The organism is Sulfitobacter sp. (assembly GCF_041552635.1).
Taxonomy (GTDB): Bacteria; Pseudomonadota; Alphaproteobacteria; order Rhodobacterales; family Rhodobacteraceae; genus Sulfitobacter.
Genome location: NZ_JBFEKM010000095.1, coordinates 1 through 16,021, shown reverse-complemented (window position 1 = coordinate 16,021; position 16,021 = coordinate 1). Strand labels below are relative to the sequence as shown.

The window sequence follows — 16,021 nt, the reverse complement described above, 5'->3', positions numbered from 1 at the left end:
GGAAGGGCGTCAGAACGTCAGCTTCTGGTCCCCGCTTGATCCGGTGACCGACGCCACGCTGCGCTGTGTTGCGGGGTCGCATTTGTGGGAAAAACCTGTGCTGCCCACACGTTGGGTCAAGGGCGATGCGTTTTTTGACCCTGCGCCTTATATGCCCGTGCCAGACCCTGACGCAGAAGGGATGGACATACGCGAATGGACGATGGAGCCAGGCGACGCGGTGGCGTTCAACTATGGCATTCTTCACGGGGCACGCGGCAATCAATCGACGTCACGCAGGCGTGCGTTTTCCTTGCGGTTGCTGGGCGACGACGCAACCTATACCCAACGCCCCGGCCCGACCTCGCCGCCGTTTCCGGGGCATGAGATGGTGCAGGGCCAACGCCTGAGGGAGGATTGGTTTCCGATGTTGATGGGGTGAATGCTGGTTGTACGGTCGTTGCTACCGGCGGCCTAGGGTAATTTATCGACTAAAAGGGCATTTAGTGAAGAGCCGGTACGCCGCAGCACCGCAAGTGCTTGAAACGCGTCCGAATTCCAGAACGTCCGTGCATGCTCCCTGTCGGGGAATTCAATAATGAATGCGGCGTCTGGAATGGTATTGTCACCCTCCAAATGCTCGGGGTCGCCGCCACGCACCAGAAATTTTCCCTGATTGTCAGATACCACCAAGGGAATCTTGGCAAAGTATTCCTCCATCCAGTCGCGACTGTGAATTTGCATCTGGCCGATTACGAATGCTGTCATGGTGAACGGTCCTTTTTTTCAGCAAGAGGAGCTTCATTTTGGCAGTGCGACGATACGATGTACCTATAGATCAAATTTATCGGGCAGTGCGATTGTCATGTCAACTTTGATCACTTTGGGCGCAAAGTCGCTGTCGGCTAGGGGTATCCTTGTCTAGGATAATTCCCAGACCAGAAGAAATCAGCCCCTTAAAACCCCAGTCCCTCAAAACCACTGCCCGGGTTCAATTAGACCAAAGTCCAGCAATTGCCGTGAATGCCATTCAAACGGCGCGGAGTTGTGCCATTTGAAGGTATGGATTTCGAATTTGCTGCCGGGGTTCTTTTTCAGCGCTTTTGCGGTGCGGAACGAACAAATAGCGGCAGTAATATTGTGGTGCCACGGACAGGAAAACGTGTTGTATTCTTCGTCGTTAAACGTGTGGTCATCGCGGATACGCAGGCCGGGTTTGGCGCGGAATATCGAAATCCGGTCAATCTTGCGGCGCGCGGCGGGTACGTGTTCTTCGAACCGCCAGCGCAATCCGCCATAAAAATCAAGCTGGCGGTCTTTGGGGTGGTTTGCGACCGTCCCGTCAGGGCGCGCGAGTGCGTAATAACCTGACCGGTCCAGATGCGCATGATCCAGCGATACGGCGTCAGGGCATTCCGTCAGGTCTTCGGCATACAGATCAATGACATAGCTTAACATCGCCCCGCGCCGTTCTTCGGTATGAAATGTTAGCATCTCACCGATGGTGCGGGTTTCGCAAAACGGATAGAACAGATATTCTGCGTTATAGCAGTAATATATCCACAGGTTCGGGGCTGCGTCGATGATACGGTTGACCGCGGTTTCCATCGCCCCGTCGTGGTGCATCTCATAGTCGATGCGGATCACTGTTTCCGCCACATCCCTTGGCAGATCAAAGCTTTGCGGCATGAAGGCGATTACCTGCGCAAAGCCGGATTGCTGGTGATGGCGCAGGGTGGTGTCCACCTCGACATCGTCCTCTACCAGAACCAAGGCCACCGGGCCTTTGACAAGCGCATCTTTGCCTTCGTTGAGAAAGTGATCGAGACTGCGGTACTGCATGGACCCTCGTGGATTTTTACACCTCTTCTAAATCGGTCAAATCGGCACGCATTGCAAGAGAACGCTGGCACTGTTAGATGGCAGGCTTGCACCTTTGTTATCAACGGACCTTGCCATGACCGCGCCAAAAAAGCTGTTCATCAAAACCTACGGCTGCCAGATGAACGTCTATGACAGTGAACGCATGGCCGAAAGCCTGGGCGATACATACGTCGAAACCAAGACGGCGGCCGACGCCGATATGATTTTGCTCAATACCTGCCACATCCGCGAGAAGGCGGCAGAGAAGGTGTATTCCGAACTGGGCCGCCTCAAGTCGTTGAAAGCATTGAACCCCGATCTGAAGATCGGTGTCGCGGGCTGTGTCGCGCAGGCCGAAGGAGCCGAGATCATGCGCCGTCAGCCTGCCGTCGATCTGGTGGTTGGTCCGCAATCCTATCACCGTTTGCCCGCGATGGAGGCCCGCGTGCGCGAGGGCAAGACCGCGCTGGACACGGATTTTCCCGAAGAAGACAAATTCGAAAAGATGAAAGGCCGCGGCAAAGCGGCCCGCGCGCCCTCGGCTTTTCTGACGGTTCAGGAAGGCTGCGACAAATTTTGCGCATTTTGTGTTGTGCCGTACACGCGCGGTGCCGAAGTATCCCGCCCTGCGACCCGCGTCCTGCAAGAGGCCCGCGAATTGGTCGAACGCGGTGTGCGCGAAGTCACGTTGCTGGGCCAGAACGTCAACGCCTATCACGGCACAGGCCCCGAGGGTGCCGATTATACCCTGGCCCGCCTGATCCGCGAGATCGCCAAGATCGACGGGCTTGAGCGGATCCGCTATACCACAAGCCACCCCAATGACATGGACGACGCCCTGATCGCTGCCCACGGCGAGGTCGACAAACTGATGCCCTACCTGCATTTGCCGGTACAATCGGGGTCGGACCGTATCCTTAAGCGCATGAATCGCAGCCACACCGCCGACAGCTATCTGCGGCTGATCGAACGCATTCGCGACGCGCGCCCCGATATTGTGATGTCGGGTGATTTCATCGTGGGCTTTCCCGAAGAAACCGATGCCGATTTCGAGGCGACGATGGATTTGGTGCGCGAGGTCAAATATGGCTATGCCTATTCCTTCAAGTACTCGACCCGCCCGGGCACCCCCGCAGCTGAACGCGCCTTGGTCGACGCAGCCGTCGCCGATGACCGCCTGCAACGTCTTCAGGCGCTGATCACCGGACACCAGCGCGAAATACAAACAGCAATGGTCGGGCGTGATGTGTCGGTATTGGTTGAAAAATCGGGGCGAGAACCGGGACAAATGGTCGGCAAGTCGGAATACCTGCATTCGGTCCATATCGATAACGCAACTGCAGCGGTCGGCGATGTCGTACCGGTTAGAATCGTCGATGCGAAAACCAACTCTTTGACCGCACGGCAAATTTAAACGTCACGCTGTTTAGGATCTTATTGTTATCGTTTCCGCCACAATTGCGCTGCAATTGCCATAAATTTGCCAAACTGTGGCCATAATTGACTAATTGGCGCTGCATTCGTACTTCACAGGCCCTCAATTACCACCTAATCTCACTACATATTGCGGGGGACTGGGTGCTTTGGGGCATTGGTAGTTTCTTTAGCGGGGGCATTAAAAAAGGACGAGGGCTGTGTTGAACACAATTACCAAAGGGCTCCGACTGTTTGCTGGCACATTGATCGCCGCAACATTCGTTTTCCAGACATCGGCTGCCGATGCGCAAACACGGTCGCAAGGTGGCCGCGATAAAGGCCAATACATTCCAACCATCTGGGTTGATCCCGATGGGTGTGAACATTGGGTGATGGATGATGGTGCCGAAGGGTACATGACGCCGCATGTCAGCCGTCAGGGTATTCCGGTGTGTCGACGTGGCAATGTCTGCGGTGTGATGGAAACCGATCAGTTTTTCAAGACTGATAGCTACCGCATTCACCCACAGGGCAAGGCCCGCCTGACCGAATTCTTCAAGTCGACCGGTGCCGTTTCCTATATCATCAGCGGTCACACAGACAGCCGCGCGTCGGATGCCTATAACATGAAACTGTCGCTGAACCGCGCCAATTCAGTCGCAGCAATCGCACAGCAAACCGGTGCTCGGATCGCAGATGTGCGCGGCTACGGCGAACGCATTCCAGCGGCCGCGAATAACACGGCAGCCGGCATGGCCAAGAACCGCCGCGTCGAAATCATCTGCATTCGCTAAGGGGACAGAAAAGTGTTTAAAACAAAGATATTGATGGCGACAGCCTGTGCCTTGGGCCTGACCGCTTGCGGCGATCTCGAAGGCGGGCGTGGTTACCCTGCGGATAAATCCTTTGACCGGGGCTTTGATAAAAAGCACCTCAGCCAGCTTCAGGCCGGCATCTGGGTCGATCCAAACGGCTGCGATCACTGGATCATCGACGACGGCGTCGAAGGTTACCTCAGCCAGCGTCTTGATAAATACGGCAAGCCTGTCTGTTCAGGTGTAGCGCAACCAACTTATACCGCCGGCGATTTCAAAGGCGGTTCGCGCATCCCGGACCCGAACTGATTTTGCTGACCCGCAAAAGAACATCAAAGCCGGGGCGTTTCACGCTCCGGCCTTTTTTGTTCAAAACGGGGTTATCATCCATACAATGCGCCCCATATTCTCTACAGACCCTCCCAAATAGGATTAGGCTTTGACTTCCAGTGAGATCATGACCCCTCCCGCTCATACGTCGACACGGTTGGAATTTCCCGAAAACCGGCTGCTGATTGACCTTTGTGGTGCCTATGACGCGAACCTTGCTGCCGTCGAAAAGGCATTAGAGGTCCAGATCGTCAGGCGCGGTAACCAGCTTTCCGTCATGGGAGAAGACGATGCGGTCGGGCGCGCGGCGTCGGTGCTTGAATCGCTGTATGCGCGGCTTGAAGGTGGGCGCACCGTTGAACCTGCGGATGTCGACAGCCTGCTGCGGATGGGAACGTCGGCAGTCGGGACCGGCATCCAGCCGGGTGACCAGATCGAAATGCCGATCTTGGGTGGTGTTGAAATCCAGACCCGCAAGAAACGAGTCGAGCCGCGAACCGAAGCCCAAAAAGCCTATGTGCAATCGCTTTTCGATAATGAGCTTGCCTTTGGCATCGGGCCGGCGGGCACGGGCAAAACCTACCTCGCGGTTGCGGTCGGCGTGTCGATGTTCATCAGCGGTCATGTCGACAAGATCATTCTGTCACGCCCGGCCGTCGAGGCGGGCGAAAAGCTGGGCTATCTGCCCGGCGATATGAAAGACAAAGTCGATCCTTACATGCAGCCGCTTTATGACGCGCTGAACGACTTTTTGCCGGGCAAGCAACTGGCGAAACTGCTGGAAGACAAAAAGATCGAAATCGCACCGCTTGCATTTATGCGTGGTCGTACTCTCTCCAATGCCTTTGTGGTGTTGGACGAGGCGCAGAATGCGACGTCGATGCAGATGAAAATGTTCTTGACCCGGCTGGGCCAAGGGTCGCGCATGGTCATCACCGGCGACCGTACGCAAATCGACCTGCCGCGCGGTGTTCCATCCGGCTTGCAAGATGCTGAACGTCTGCTCAAAACGATCCCGAAAATCAGCTTCAACTATTTCACATCAAAAGATGTCGTGCGTCACCCGCTGGTCGCCGCCATCATCGAGGCCTACGAGGCCGATACCGGACACGCCTGATGGGCGCGTGCTGCTTCATTTTGCCAAATAAACTCCGGGGGTCCGTGGGCTGGCCCCCGGTCGGTACCATAGCAGGGGGCACCCGTCCCGAATGACCCAAATGACCGCTCTCGATATCGTCGAAGAAGACCCCCGCTGGGCCGATCTCGACCTGCAAACCCGTGCCGAAACAGCCATCGTTGCCTGTCTCAAACATCTCGACATTGACCCTGACGCATCGGAAATCACTATCCTCGCGTGCGACGACGCCCGCATTGCAGACTTGAACGCGGATTTTCGTGGGAAACCTACCCCCACAAATGTTCTGAGCTGGCCCGCCGACGAACGCGGCGCAGCGCAGGATGGCGGCAAACCGCTGCCTATCGACCCTGATTTCGACGGCATGCTTGAACTGGGTGATATCGCCGTTTCATATGATACTTGCGCTGCCGAAGCACGTGCCGCAGGCAAATCCATGGCCGATCATGTGACCCATTTGATCATTCACGGCACACTCCATCTTTTGGGCTACGACCACGAACGTGACGCGGATGCCACGTTGATGGAGGGCATCGAAATCGAAATACTTGGCAAACTGGGGTTGGATAACCCATATAGAGAAGATGCAGCGCAATAGCCTGCCTCAAAACAACAAAGACGGGACCCGATGGGCGACACAGACGGATCATCTGACGCGGCGCAAAGCGCGCAGCTGGATAGTGAATTAGGTAGTATATTTCTTGATGAAGAGGATGCCCCGAAATCGGGTGGTTTCTTCTCTAGGGTGATGGGCGCACTCAGCGCATCCGAGGCGACGGAGGACGACCAGATGTCGCCCCCCCAGACCGACCGGCTTTCAGCGCGGGGGATGATGAACCTGCGCCGGATGCGGGTGGATGATGTCGCGGTGCCCAAGGCCGATATCACGGCAGTTCCCGTAACATCCAGTCTTGATGAACTGGTCGAGGTGTTCAAAGAAAGCGGCCTGACGCGTCTGCCAGTCTATGAAGGCACGCTTGATACGCCCGTTGGCATGGCGCATCTCAAGGATCTGGCCCTAACCTATGGGTTCAACGCCAACACCGAAGATTTTGATCTGACCGCGATGCTGCGGCCGCTGCTTTTCGTGCCGCCGTCGATGACAATCGGCGTGCTGCTGACGAAAATGCAGGCCGAACGCCGTCACATGGCCTTGGTTATCGACGAATATGGTGGCGTTGACGGCTTGGTCACCATCGAGGACCTGATCGAGCAGGTTATCGGCGAGATCGAAGACGAACATGACGTGGACGAGGGCAATAACTGGGTCGTCGAAAAGCCGGGCTGCTATCTGGCGCTTGCCAAGACACCGCTCGAAGATTTCGAGGCCGAGATCGGCTATTCCCTCACCGACCATGATGATGTCGATGAAGAGGAAATCGATACGCTTGGCGGATTGGTCTTTATGCTGTCGGGGCGGGTGCCCGCGCGCGGCGAAGTCGTCGTGCATCCCGATGGGCCCGAATTCGAGGTGATCGATGCGGACCCTCGCCGGATCAAACGCCTTCGGGTGCGCGTGTCCGGTACCGCATAATGACGTTTATTTCCAACGTTTGGGTGCGGTTCGCCGTAGCTGTCGGTGTGGGCGCGTTTGCCGCCTTTGGTCAGGCACCTTACGACATGCCGGTTCTGATGTTAATGGGGCTGGTCTGTGCGATCGAAATGTTCCGCCGCAGCGCCACACCCAAGCAGGCCGCCGCGATTGGCTGGGGCTTTGGCTTTGGTTATTTTTTGCACGGCTGGACATGGCTGGTCTCGCCTTTCATGGTCGACCCGGAACGCTATGCCTGGATGGCCCCGTTCGCGCTTGTGCTGATGTGTGGGGGGCTGGCGCTGTTTTGGGGTGCGGCCTTTGGCGCGGCGCGCTGGTTGTCGCCACGGATCTGGCCTTTGGTGTTTTGCCTGACGGCAGCCGAAATGCTGCGCGGTTATCTGTTCACCGGCTTTCCGTGGGGCATGTTCAGCCAAGGTTTGGTGAATATTTGGCCGGGGCAGGCGCTGGCGGCCATTGGCCCGTATGGCTTAACATTGTTGTTTGTCGCGGCAGCCTATTGTGTTGTGCGGATTTTTGCAGGGCGCAGGTACGGGACGGGCGTTGGCGTGTCTGTTGTCTTGGTTTCGCTTTTGGTCATTCCGTTCAGCATGCCCGCGGCCCCCTTGGGCGATGCTACCATCCGGATGGTGCAACCCAACGCAGCGCAAAAGGACAAGTGGGATCCCTTTATGATCCCGCAGTTTTTTGAACGCCAACTGGCCTTGACCCGCGCCGCCCCCGTGTCGGCAGATGCCCCGCCAGACTTGATCCTTTGGGCCGAAACCGCCATCCCGTGGACGCTGGACATGGCAGACGGTGCTCTTAGCCAGATCAGCTTTGCTGCGGGGGGCACGCCTGTGGTGCTAGGGGTCCAGCGGCGGAACGATCTGCAGTACTACAATTCTGCCGTGTTGCTTGGGCCCGCCGGTGAGGTGCTTCAGACCTACGACAAACACCATCTGGTGCCTTTTGGCGAATATATGCCCTTTGGCGATTTCCTCAGCAACTTCGGCATCCGAAGCCTCGCCTCGCAGTTTGGCAATGGCTATTCCTCGGGGGCGGGGGCCGCGTTGATGGATTTGGGTACGCTTGGCCAGGCGCTGCCGCTGATTTGCTACGAGGCCGTCTTTGCGCGGGATGTGAACGCGGCACCGGCGCGCCCCGCCTTTTTGATGCAGCTTACGAATGACGCGTGGTTTGGCAAAGGGCAGGGGCCGCTGCAACACCTTGCCCAAGCGCGGATGCGCGCCATTGAGCAAGGTTTGCCGATGGCGCGGGTCGCCAATACCGGCGTTTCCGCAATGATCGACCCTTGGGGCCGGGTGACGCAAAGCCTTGGTCTGAACGAGGCGGGATTTATCGACGCGCGCCTGCCCTTGCCACGGCCGCCGACGTTATATAGCCGTTGGGGTGAGATACCCGCCCTGATTGTGTTGCTTATTGGTCTTTCTATCGCCGCAATGCTGCGTCAAAGGCAGTTACAGTTTGACGCCAAGAGGGCGGACAGCTAAGTCCGTCCAATCTGCCACAACGGCTTCCTGACGTGGCTATTTAATCTATTGGAGCACTACATGTCCCGTAAAAACTATACTTTCACTTCGGAATCCGTTTCCGAAGGGCACCCCGACAAGGTGTGCGATCGCATCTCCGACGCGATTCTTGACGCATTCCTGACAGAAGAGCCCGAAGCGCGGGTTGCGGCTGAAACCTTTGCAACCACGAACCGTGTGGTCATTGGCGGCGAAGTCGGCCTGGCCAATCAGGAAAAGCTAAGCGAATACATGGGCAAGATCGAAGATATTGCCCGCGCCTGCATCAAAGACATCGGCTATGAGCAGGACAAGTTTCACCACGCGACATGTGAAATCACCAACCTGCTGCACGAACAATCCGCGCATATTGCGCAGGGTGTGAATTCGGCAGGCGACAAGGACGAAGGCGCTGGCGATCAGGGTATCATGTTCGGTTTCGCCACGACCGAAACACCCGAACTGATGCCGGCCCCGATCCATTATTCCCACGCGATCCTGCGCCGCTTGGCCGAAGTCCGCAAAAATGGCACCGAGCCTTCATTGCGCCCCGACGCGAAAAGCCAGCTTTCCGTGCGCTATGAGGATGGCAAACCGGTTGGCGTTTCCTCGATCGTTTTGTCGACACAGCACGCACATGAATCGCAAACCAGCGATGATATCCGAGCCATCGTCGAACCCTATATCACCGAAGTGCTGCCGGAAGGCTGGATCACAACCGACACCGAATGGTGGGTGAACCCGACCGGTACATTTGTCATCGGTGGCCCTGATGGCGACGCTGGCTTGACGGGCCGCAAGATTATCGTCGACACCTATGGCGGCGCGGCCCCGCATGGCGGTGGCGCGTTTTCGGGCAAAGATCCGACAAAGGTGGACCGGTCAGCGGCCTATGTTGCACGCTATCTGGCGAAAAACGTCGTGGCGGCGGGCTTGGCTGAAAAATGCACGATCCAGTTGAGCTATGCGATCGGTGTGTCCAAGCCGTTGTCCATCTATTGTGACACCTTTGGCGGTGATGGTGACGTGGCAGACGCCGCGATTGAACGCGCCATCGGCAAGATCATCGACTTGACACCCCGCGGAATCCGCGAGCATTTGCAACTGAACAAGCCGATTTATGAACGCACTGCGGCCTATGGCCACTTTGGTCGTGCACCCGATGCGGACGGCGGCTTTAGCTGGGAAAAAACCGACCTGGTCGACGCGCTGAAGGCGGCGCTTTAAGCCCCAGTCTGGGGGCAAGGGACTGCATGTGCCCTTGCCAGCCGCTGAAATTAACGGACCTTCGATATGATCGGGGGTCCGTTTTGCTTTTTGAGGAACCTTATTCCGATTAGGCAAAAGCCCAATGTTCAAGACGTGCGTCGAAAGGGGGAAGGCGGTCTGGAAGGTTTCGGCACTGCGCTGGCGGCTGTTTTGCTTTCTGCTGCGCGTATTACCGGATGCCCTTCCATTTCCTGGAGCGCGACAAGGTAGTCCCACATCAAGTTGCAAGAGTTTTCGAGTTCTTCTGCCGTCCGCCCGGACTTGCCAGTATCGTCGTGCCGCAAGTCGCGGATTTGACGCAACATGCGGCTGACCATCGGTTTCAGGTCCATGGCGCATGCGCGGGCAAAGTTGTGGAGCGCGCCGGTGGTCTCGACCCCGACAGACCGCGCGGGCGATGTCGAATGGTTTAGCGCGTTGGTGACAGCGCGCTTGAATGCAGTTTTGGTTAACGTTTCTTTCGGGATGTAATCGCTGCACCCGGCATCCATTGCTGCAATGGCAATATCATCCCGTCCCATCCCTGTGATCAGGATCGTGGCCGCGGTGCAATTGCGCGGTGACAGCCTGATCAGTTCCAGCGCATCAAGACCGGTGCCGTCAGGCAGACCGTAATCCACAAAGATCAGGTCGAAAGTATCAGCCTCGAGAATCGTTGCAAGTTCAGCCAATGAGGCGACATTCGAGACATCGAAATGGGGTTTTAGCCCCGCACACAGCCGCCCAAGACGATGCCGGTCAAACCGTTCATCATCCAAAACCAGAACGCGTGCCTGATCCGGAAGAGGTCCGGTGACCGTTTTGTATTGAAACATGGTGACTTGTCCCCCCTCCGGCGTGCAATTGGTCCCGTGATCCTTGCATCGCTGGCTTAAGGCCGGATTAACGCGGGCCGTTGCGCCTGTTCGTGTGGCACGCTAAAGGCAGGCGCATGACAGATCCCATACGCCCCCGCCGCAATTTTTATGGCCGCCTCAAAGGCAAATCCCTCAAGCAAAGCCAAAAGGGCTATATTGAGGAAGACCTTGATGCGTTGTCGCCCGGTCCCGTTGATTGGGAGGCCAACCCGTCGCGCACGCCGCTGGATTTGAACGGGCTGTTTGGTGGCAAGCCCGTATGGCTCGAGATCGGATTTGGCGGCGGCGAGCATATGGTGCATCAAGCCGCCCAAAACCCCGATGTGGGGATCATTGGCTGCGAACCCTATATCAACGGCGTTGCGATGCTGCTGGGTAAAATCCGCAAAGCCGGTGTCGACAACGTCGCGATCCACCCCGGCGATGCCCGCGATATATTCGACGTGCTGCCAGAGGCGTCGATCGACCGCGCGTTTCTGCTGTACCCTGATCCTTGGCCCAAGACCCGCCATCACCGGCGCCGGTTTGTAACCTCCGAGCATCTGGAACCTTTGGTGCGTGTGTTGAAGCCCGGTGCGATTTTTCGCGTCGCGACAGATATCGAAGATTACGTGCGTCAGACGCTGGAACAGGTTCCGCGTCATGGCTTTGACTGGCTGGCAGAAGGTCCGTCGGACTGGAAAGAACCATGGGAAGACTGGATTTCCACCCGCTATGAACAAAAGGCTTTGCGCGAAGACCGCGTGCCGCATTATCTGACCTTTCGTAAACGCTGACAGGTCTGCACCGGGGGCTGATTGCCCCCGGACACCCATGGATATTTATGAGCCAGAGAAGATGGGCGCTTGTCATGGACGAGGGGCGCTGGCTGGTTTATGACGGCGGTCAGAATTCAGATTGAGGGTTGCCCAATGTCCAGTCACGCCACACCTATTCCCATGACCTCGTCTTCTTGCGGACCCTTGAGCGGGGTGGCTGAGGTGCCAGGGGATAAGTCCATTTCGCACCGGTCGCTGATTTTGGGCGCGATGTGCGTGGGCGAGACGACGATTAGTGGCTTGCTGGAAGGTGATGACGTTCTGGATACGGCCCGTGCGATGCGGGCGTTCGGGGCTGAGGTTACCGATTTGGGCGGCGGGAATTGGTCGGTGCACGGTGTTGGTGTAGGCGGTTTTGCCGAACCTGAGGGCGTGATTGATTGTGGGAATTCCGGAACCGGTGTGCGGTTGATCATGGGGGCGATGGCGACTTCGCCCATCACCGCGACCTTTACCGGTGATGCAAGTCTGAACGGGCGGCCCATGGCGCGGGTCACTGATCCGTTGGCGTTGTTCGGAACGCAGGCTGTCGGGCGTAAGGGCGGCCGGTTGCCAATGACCATTGTGGGAGCCGCCGACCCGGTGCCCGTGCGCTATGTTGTGCCAGTGCCGTCGGCGCAGGTGAAATCGGCGGTTTTGTTGGCGGGGCTGAATGCACCGGGCAAGACTGTGGTGATCGAGGCCGAAGCGACGCGCGACCATACGGAACGCATGTTGGCGGGCTTTGGCGCTGAAATCACGGTCGAGGATACGGATGAGGGGCGCGTCATTACCTTGACCGGTCAGCCCGAGTTGCGCGCCCAGCATGTCGATGTGCCGCGTGATCCGTCTTCGGCTGCGTTTCCGGTATGTGCAGCGCTGATTGTACCAGGGTCGGATGTTTTGGTGCCGGGGATCGGGCTGAACCCGACGCGCGCGGGGTTGTTTACCACACTGCGCGAGATGGGCGCGGATCTGACCTATGAAAACGAGCGCACCGAAGGTGGCGAGCCTGTCGCCGATCTGCGGGCCAGGTTTTCACCCGATATGAAGGGCATCGAGGTGCCGCCTGCGCGTGCTGCGTCGATGATTGATGAATATCCGGTGTTGTCTGTGGTGGCGTCTTTTGCCCAAGGGCAGACCGTGATGCGCGGCGTTAAAGAGCTGCGGGTCAAGGAAAGCGACCGGATTGATGCGATGGCCAAGGGGCTGCGCGCCAATGGTATCGAGGTTGAAGAGGGCCCTGATTGGTGGGCGGTGACCGGATTGGGTCATGGCAATGTGCCGGGCGGGGCGACCTGTGCCAGCCAGCTGGATCACCGGATTGCGATGTCGTTCATGATCATGGGAATGGCTGCGAATGCGCCGGTCAGCGTTGACGACGGCGCGCCGATCACTACGTCTTTCCCGATATTCGAGCCGCTGATGGCGCAGCTTGGGGCAAAGGTTGCGCGGGGCGCTTTGTGATGATGGGCTTTACGGTTGCGATTGACGGACCTGCGGCCGCGGGCAAGGGCACAGTGTCGCGGGCGGTGGCCCGGCATTTCGGTTTTGCCTATCTGGACACCGGATTGTTGTACCGCGCGGTCGGGGCCAAAGTTCTAGAGGGGATGACGCCCGAGGAGGCGGCAGAGACTTTGCAAGCTGCCGATCTTGAGAATGAACAATTGCGGACCAATGCCGTGGCCGAGGCCGCCAGCAAGGCTGCCGCGATCCCTGCCGTGCGCGCGGCTTTGGTCGATTTTCAGCGCAGTTTTGCCATGCAGGCGGGCGGCGCTGTGCTGGACGGGCGCGATATTGGCACGGTGATTTGTCCGGATGCTCAGGTGAAACTGTTTGTCACCGCGACCCCCGAAGTACGCGCCGCGCGGCGGTTTGCCGAGCTGCGCGCCAAGGGCGAGGACGTGACTTTGGGACAAGTTCTGGCGGATGTCGAAGCACGCGATGCGCGCGACAGTTCGCGGGCAGAAGCCCCCTTGAAGCCCGCCGCAGATGCCGAGAAAATGGATACGTCCACCATGGATATTGACGCGGCTGTCGCACGGGCGATTGCGCTGATCACGATCCGGCGCGGTGCCTGAGGCGGCAAGCTGTCGAAGTGACTTTTTCACCGATGATGCCATGCCGGATGGAACCTGACGGGCAACCGGGGCGTTTGTAGGTAAGACCGCGCGTTTCTTGACGGGTGGCACAGGCAATTTCTGTTAAAGGATTAATATCGTGAAAAATGCACAAGATTATCTAGACGAAGCAAACGCCGTCGTTCCGAAAATGGATGCGAAGGACGCAATCGCCAAGCACGCTGAAGGCAAGGGCCTGTTTATTGACGTTCGCGATTCTTCGGATATCGCCCAAAGCGGGACGATCGAAGGCGCGCACCGTGTGCCGCGCGGCATGATCGAATTTCGCGCCGATCCAAAGGTCGAATCACTGTACAACCCGATCTTTGAAAAAGAAGCCGAGATTTATCTGATCTGCGGTGCGGGTGGACAAGCAGCGCTGTCCGGCAAGACATTGCACGACATGGGCTACTCCAATGTGACCAACATCGGCGGTTTTCCCGGCTGGAAAGACGCGGGCGGCCCGACCGAGACTTGATCCGGGTTTGAAGTCCTCTTGTTTCTGAAGGGCCTCGATCCGTGCTATGACAATAAGTCTTATCGCTTTTGCGCCCCTGAATTAAATTTTGGGGGCGCATTTCTATTGAACGGGGTATCTCGGAGGCGCGCATAAATCACGGCGCATTTCGGACGCAGACATGTACCTTCTTTGCGGGCGGCAATTCTTTGGACAATCTGGGCGGGTTGACCGGTGATTTGCCTCGCTGCATGGTGGTGGCGTATTCTTGTAAGGAATTTTTTCATGCCATCCGCCACAAATGAAATTACCACCCGCGCCAAGAAGCTTGAAACTGACATCAATTCTTTTCTAGCGGTGAAGCGTACCGAGAAAATTGCTGCCCTTATTAAAGCGGCGAAAAAAGACGCCAAGGACAAATCCATTCAGGCCGAATTCGACGCGAAAGTATCGACAGCCTATTTCAAGTACTCAAAAAACGCAGTGGACCAAAACCGGACGCCACGGGCCCAAGCCGAACTTATCTCAAAAGGCACGAGCAAGACCTGCGCCAGCTCGCATATGGTCGACATGGCCCGCCACTTGAACCTGTTTTACGGCGGCCCCGGAAAAAAGGCCGGGCTGGTTTGGGGGGCAAGCAAGGCGTTCGGGGCCAAGGAACACAACATTGTCGCGCTGAACGAATTCACGACCAAATGGGTGTCTTTGATGAAAAGCAACACGCTGGTGAATGCCGAAGGCAAGGCTGCGTGGTGTTCCTGGGATCAACCGCATATCGAACTGCCCGAATCCAAAGTACCCCGTGGCGATCCCAAGGTCGCCAAATGCCTTGAAGAATATGCCAAAATCACACGCATTGAAGGGGGTAAGATCAACAGCGGTTTTGAAACTGGCACCTGGAAGAGCGCCCTTGCGCCCTATCTCAAGGCGGCTGAGGCAGTGAAGGCCAAAGAGGAAGCGGCAAAGAAAGCGGAAGAGCTGAAGAAGTTGAAGTTCACCGGGGCGATCTCGGGCAGTCGGAAGATTTTGCAGAATGCCAACAAGAGCGGATCGGCAAAGGGAAAACCCTTTGGAGCCATTGAGCCGGACACCAAGGAAGAAACGGGCAAAGTTTCAACTACGACCAAGTCCAGCGGCACAGCATTGGTCTGGGACAGTTTGGCGCGTAGCATCTTTGAAAAGCTGGGCCTGTCGGAATCGAAGGGCTTCGACATCAAGCTTTCCTGCGGCATTAGCTACACGCAGGTCACGCATGAGCATTTGTCGCAAAGTTTTATCACCGATCTTGTGCCGACCTGTGCGCTGATTTTTAATACGCCTGCGGCTTTTGCGATGAAAATGAATGTGACCGCGACAAGCAACGTCCAGCTGCGCGCGTCGGACAAAGCACCATCCGGGACGGTTGTTTTTGATATTCTTCTCAAGACACCCGTGGATACGGAAAAGGGGACAATCACGGTGACGCTGAAGGATGGAAAAGCCACGGCATCGTCTGCCTTGAAATAGGTAGTGATACCAGTGCGCGAGCGATCACGCTAACGGTTGCTTTTTCATTCGGTGATCGGAAGGGCTGCATCGCCCGTTGTTCCCGTCGGTTCGTCTAACCCTTGCGCGATCTGGCGAAATCGCTTAAAGGAACTTTTGTCTAAGGGGCGGATACACGTTTCGGGCGCGATATATCAGGCAGGGTCGGTTTCATCCGGCCCTCTTTGTTTTGCGAACGGAATCCATCACGGACGACAATTTTAATCACAGACCGGCGGAGACAACCGCGCGGCCAGAAACCAAATGCTAAAGGAAAATCAAGCTACATGGCTATGAACTCAATGGAAGACTTCGAAGCACTTTTGGAAGAAAGCTTTGAAATGGACACGCCCGAAGAGGGCTCAGTTGTCAAAGGCAAGGTTATCGCGATCGAAG

Annotated in this window: 17 protein-coding genes and 1 riboswitch; of the genes, 14 read left to right on the top strand and 3 right to left on the bottom strand. The window is 57.1% G+C overall.

The genetic code is table 11. The features are described from left to right. Positions 1-421 (top strand): phytanoyl-CoA dioxygenase family protein (locus ABYT07_RS12425; RefSeq protein WP_372992057.1); only part of this gene is annotated, 421 nt, incomplete at its 5' end. A gap of 32 nt (positions 422-453) precedes the next feature. On the opposite strand, the gene ABYT07_RS12420 is transcribed toward ABYT07_RS12425, so the two are convergent. Then, positions 454-747: a DUF1330 domain-containing protein gene (locus tag ABYT07_RS12420; protein ID WP_372992055.1), complete on the bottom strand. Its 294-nt coding sequence runs from the start codon at positions 745-747 to the stop codon at positions 454-456. Between the two features lie 204 nt (positions 748-951). Further along, positions 952-1,821: a hypothetical protein gene (locus ABYT07_RS12415; protein ID WP_372992053.1), complete on the bottom strand. Its 870-nt coding sequence runs from the start codon at positions 1,819-1,821 to the stop codon at positions 952-954. A gap of 115 nt (positions 1,822-1,936) precedes the next feature. Between ABYT07_RS12415 and miaB the strand changes: the two genes are divergently transcribed. The 8 genes from miaB (at position 1,937) to metK (ending at position 9,828) form a co-directional block, all read left to right on the top strand. After that, the gene (gene miaB, locus ABYT07_RS12410; RefSeq protein ID WP_372992051.1) at positions 1,937-3,256 is read left to right on the top strand and encodes a tRNA (N6-isopentenyl adenosine(37)-C2)-methylthiotransferase MiaB; all 1,320 of its coding nucleotides are present in this window, start codon (positions 1,937-1,939) and stop codon (positions 3,254-3,256) included. Between the two features lie 220 nt (positions 3,257-3,476). Then, a complete protein-coding gene (locus tag ABYT07_RS12405; RefSeq protein ID WP_372992049.1) occupies positions 3,477-4,052 on the top strand; it encodes an OmpA family protein in 576 nt (191 codons plus the stop codon). 33 nt (positions 4,053-4,085) lie between these two features. Further along, a complete protein-coding gene (locus ABYT07_RS12400; RefSeq protein WP_372992063.1) occupies positions 4,086-4,382 on the top strand; it encodes a hypothetical protein in 297 nt (98 codons plus the stop codon). A 148-nt stretch (positions 4,383-4,530) separates the two neighbouring features. Continuing rightward, a complete protein-coding gene (locus ABYT07_RS12395; protein ID WP_372992061.1) occupies positions 4,531-5,520 on the top strand; it encodes a PhoH family protein in 990 nt (329 codons plus the stop codon). Positions 5,521-5,620: 100 nt separating this feature from the next. Further along, positions 5,621-6,136, top strand: coding sequence for an rRNA maturation RNase YbeY (ybeY, locus tag ABYT07_RS12390; protein WP_372992059.1), 516 nt, complete (start codon positions 5,621-5,623; stop codon positions 6,134-6,136). Positions 6,137-6,166: 30 nt separating this feature from the next. Then, positions 6,167-7,072 (top strand): hemolysin family protein, encoded by a 906-nt coding sequence (locus ABYT07_RS12385; protein WP_372992047.1) that lies wholly within the window; start codon positions 6,167-6,169, stop codon positions 7,070-7,072. Beyond that, positions 7,072-8,583 (top strand): apolipoprotein N-acyltransferase, encoded by a 1,512-nt coding sequence (lnt, locus tag ABYT07_RS12380; RefSeq protein ID WP_372992045.1) that lies wholly within the window; start codon positions 7,072-7,074, stop codon positions 8,581-8,583. Before ABYT07_RS12385 ends, lnt begins: the two co-directional genes overlap by 1 nt. 8 nt (positions 8,584-8,591) lie before the next feature. Continuing rightward, a riboswitch (SAM-SAH riboswitch) is annotated at positions 8,592-8,639 on the top strand. Between the two features lie 4 nt (positions 8,640-8,643). Then, on the top strand, positions 8,644-9,828 hold the full coding sequence (gene metK / locus ABYT07_RS12375; protein ID WP_372992043.1) for a methionine adenosyltransferase: 1,185 nt from the start codon (positions 8,644-8,646) through the stop codon (positions 9,826-9,828). Positions 9,829-9,956: 128 nt separating this feature from the next. Here the strand turns inward: metK and ABYT07_RS12370 are convergent, their stop codons facing one another. Continuing rightward, the gene (locus tag ABYT07_RS12370) at positions 9,957-10,685 is read right to left on the bottom strand and encodes a response regulator (RefSeq protein ID WP_372992041.1); all 729 of its coding nucleotides are present in this window, start codon (positions 10,683-10,685) and stop codon (positions 9,957-9,959) included. Between the two features lie 116 nt (positions 10,686-10,801). Between ABYT07_RS12370 and trmB the strand changes: the two genes are divergently transcribed. The 5 genes from trmB to ABYT07_RS12345 all read left to right on the top strand — a co-directional run bounded on the left by trmB (position 10,802) and on the right by ABYT07_RS12345 (position 15,607). After that, the gene (trmB, locus tag ABYT07_RS12365; RefSeq protein WP_372992039.1) at positions 10,802-11,503 is read left to right on the top strand and encodes a tRNA (guanosine(46)-N7)-methyltransferase TrmB; all 702 of its coding nucleotides are present in this window, start codon (positions 10,802-10,804) and stop codon (positions 11,501-11,503) included. Positions 11,504-11,638: 135 nt separating this feature from the next. Further along, the gene (gene aroA, locus ABYT07_RS12360; protein ID WP_372992037.1) at positions 11,639-12,991 is read left to right on the top strand and encodes a 3-phosphoshikimate 1-carboxyvinyltransferase; all 1,353 of its coding nucleotides are present in this window, start codon (positions 11,639-11,641) and stop codon (positions 12,989-12,991) included. Then, positions 12,991-13,605 (top strand): d(CMP) kinase, encoded by a 615-nt coding sequence (locus ABYT07_RS12355; protein ID WP_372992035.1) that lies wholly within the window; start codon positions 12,991-12,993, stop codon positions 13,603-13,605. Before aroA ends, ABYT07_RS12355 begins: the two co-directional genes overlap by 1 nt. 139 nt (positions 13,606-13,744) lie before the next feature. Next, the gene (locus ABYT07_RS12350) at positions 13,745-14,122 is read left to right on the top strand and encodes a rhodanese-like domain-containing protein (RefSeq protein WP_372992033.1); all 378 of its coding nucleotides are present in this window, start codon (positions 13,745-13,747) and stop codon (positions 14,120-14,122) included. A gap of 264 nt (positions 14,123-14,386) precedes the next feature. Beyond that, positions 14,387-15,607: a hypothetical protein gene (locus ABYT07_RS12345; RefSeq protein ID WP_372992031.1), complete on the top strand. Its 1,221-nt coding sequence runs from the start codon at positions 14,387-14,389 to the stop codon at positions 15,605-15,607. Positions 15,608-16,021 lie beyond the last annotated feature (414 nt).

Coding starts and splice junctions, on each gene's coding strand:
- ABYT07_RS12420 (WP_372992055.1), bottom strand. CDS start 747: ATGACAGCATTCGTAATCGGCCAGATGCAAATTCACAGTCGCGACTGG.
- ABYT07_RS12415 (WP_372992053.1), bottom strand. CDS start 1,821: ATGCAGTACCGCAGTCTCGATCACTTTCTCAACGAAGGCAAAGATGCG.
- miaB (WP_372992051.1), top strand. CDS start 1,937: ATGACCGCGCCAAAAAAGCTGTTCATCAAAACCTACGGCTGCCAGATG.
- ABYT07_RS12400 (WP_372992063.1), top strand. CDS start 4,086: ATGGCGACAGCCTGTGCCTTGGGCCTGACCGCTTGCGGCGATCTCGAA.
- ABYT07_RS12395 (WP_372992061.1), top strand. CDS start 4,531: ATGACCCCTCCCGCTCATACGTCGACACGGTTGGAATTTCCCGAAAAC.
- ybeY (WP_372992059.1), top strand. CDS start 5,621: ATGACCGCTCTCGATATCGTCGAAGAAGACCCCCGCTGGGCCGATCTC.
- ABYT07_RS12385 (WP_372992047.1), top strand. CDS start 6,167: ATGGGCGACACAGACGGATCATCTGACGCGGCGCAAAGCGCGCAGCTG.
- lnt (WP_372992045.1), top strand. CDS start 7,072: ATGACGTTTATTTCCAACGTTTGGGTGCGGTTCGCCGTAGCTGTCGGT.
- metK (WP_372992043.1), top strand. CDS start 8,644: ATGTCCCGTAAAAACTATACTTTCACTTCGGAATCCGTTTCCGAAGGG.
- ABYT07_RS12370 (WP_372992041.1), bottom strand. CDS start 10,685: ATGTTTCAATACAAAACGGTCACCGGACCTCTTCCGGATCAGGCACGC.
- trmB (WP_372992039.1), top strand. CDS start 10,802: ATGACAGATCCCATACGCCCCCGCCGCAATTTTTATGGCCGCCTCAAA.
- aroA (WP_372992037.1), top strand. CDS start 11,639: ATGTCCAGTCACGCCACACCTATTCCCATGACCTCGTCTTCTTGCGGA.
- ABYT07_RS12355 (WP_372992035.1), top strand. CDS start 12,991: ATGATGGGCTTTACGGTTGCGATTGACGGACCTGCGGCCGCGGGCAAG.
- ABYT07_RS12345 (WP_372992031.1), top strand. CDS start 14,387: ATGCCATCCGCCACAAATGAAATTACCACCCGCGCCAAGAAGCTTGAA.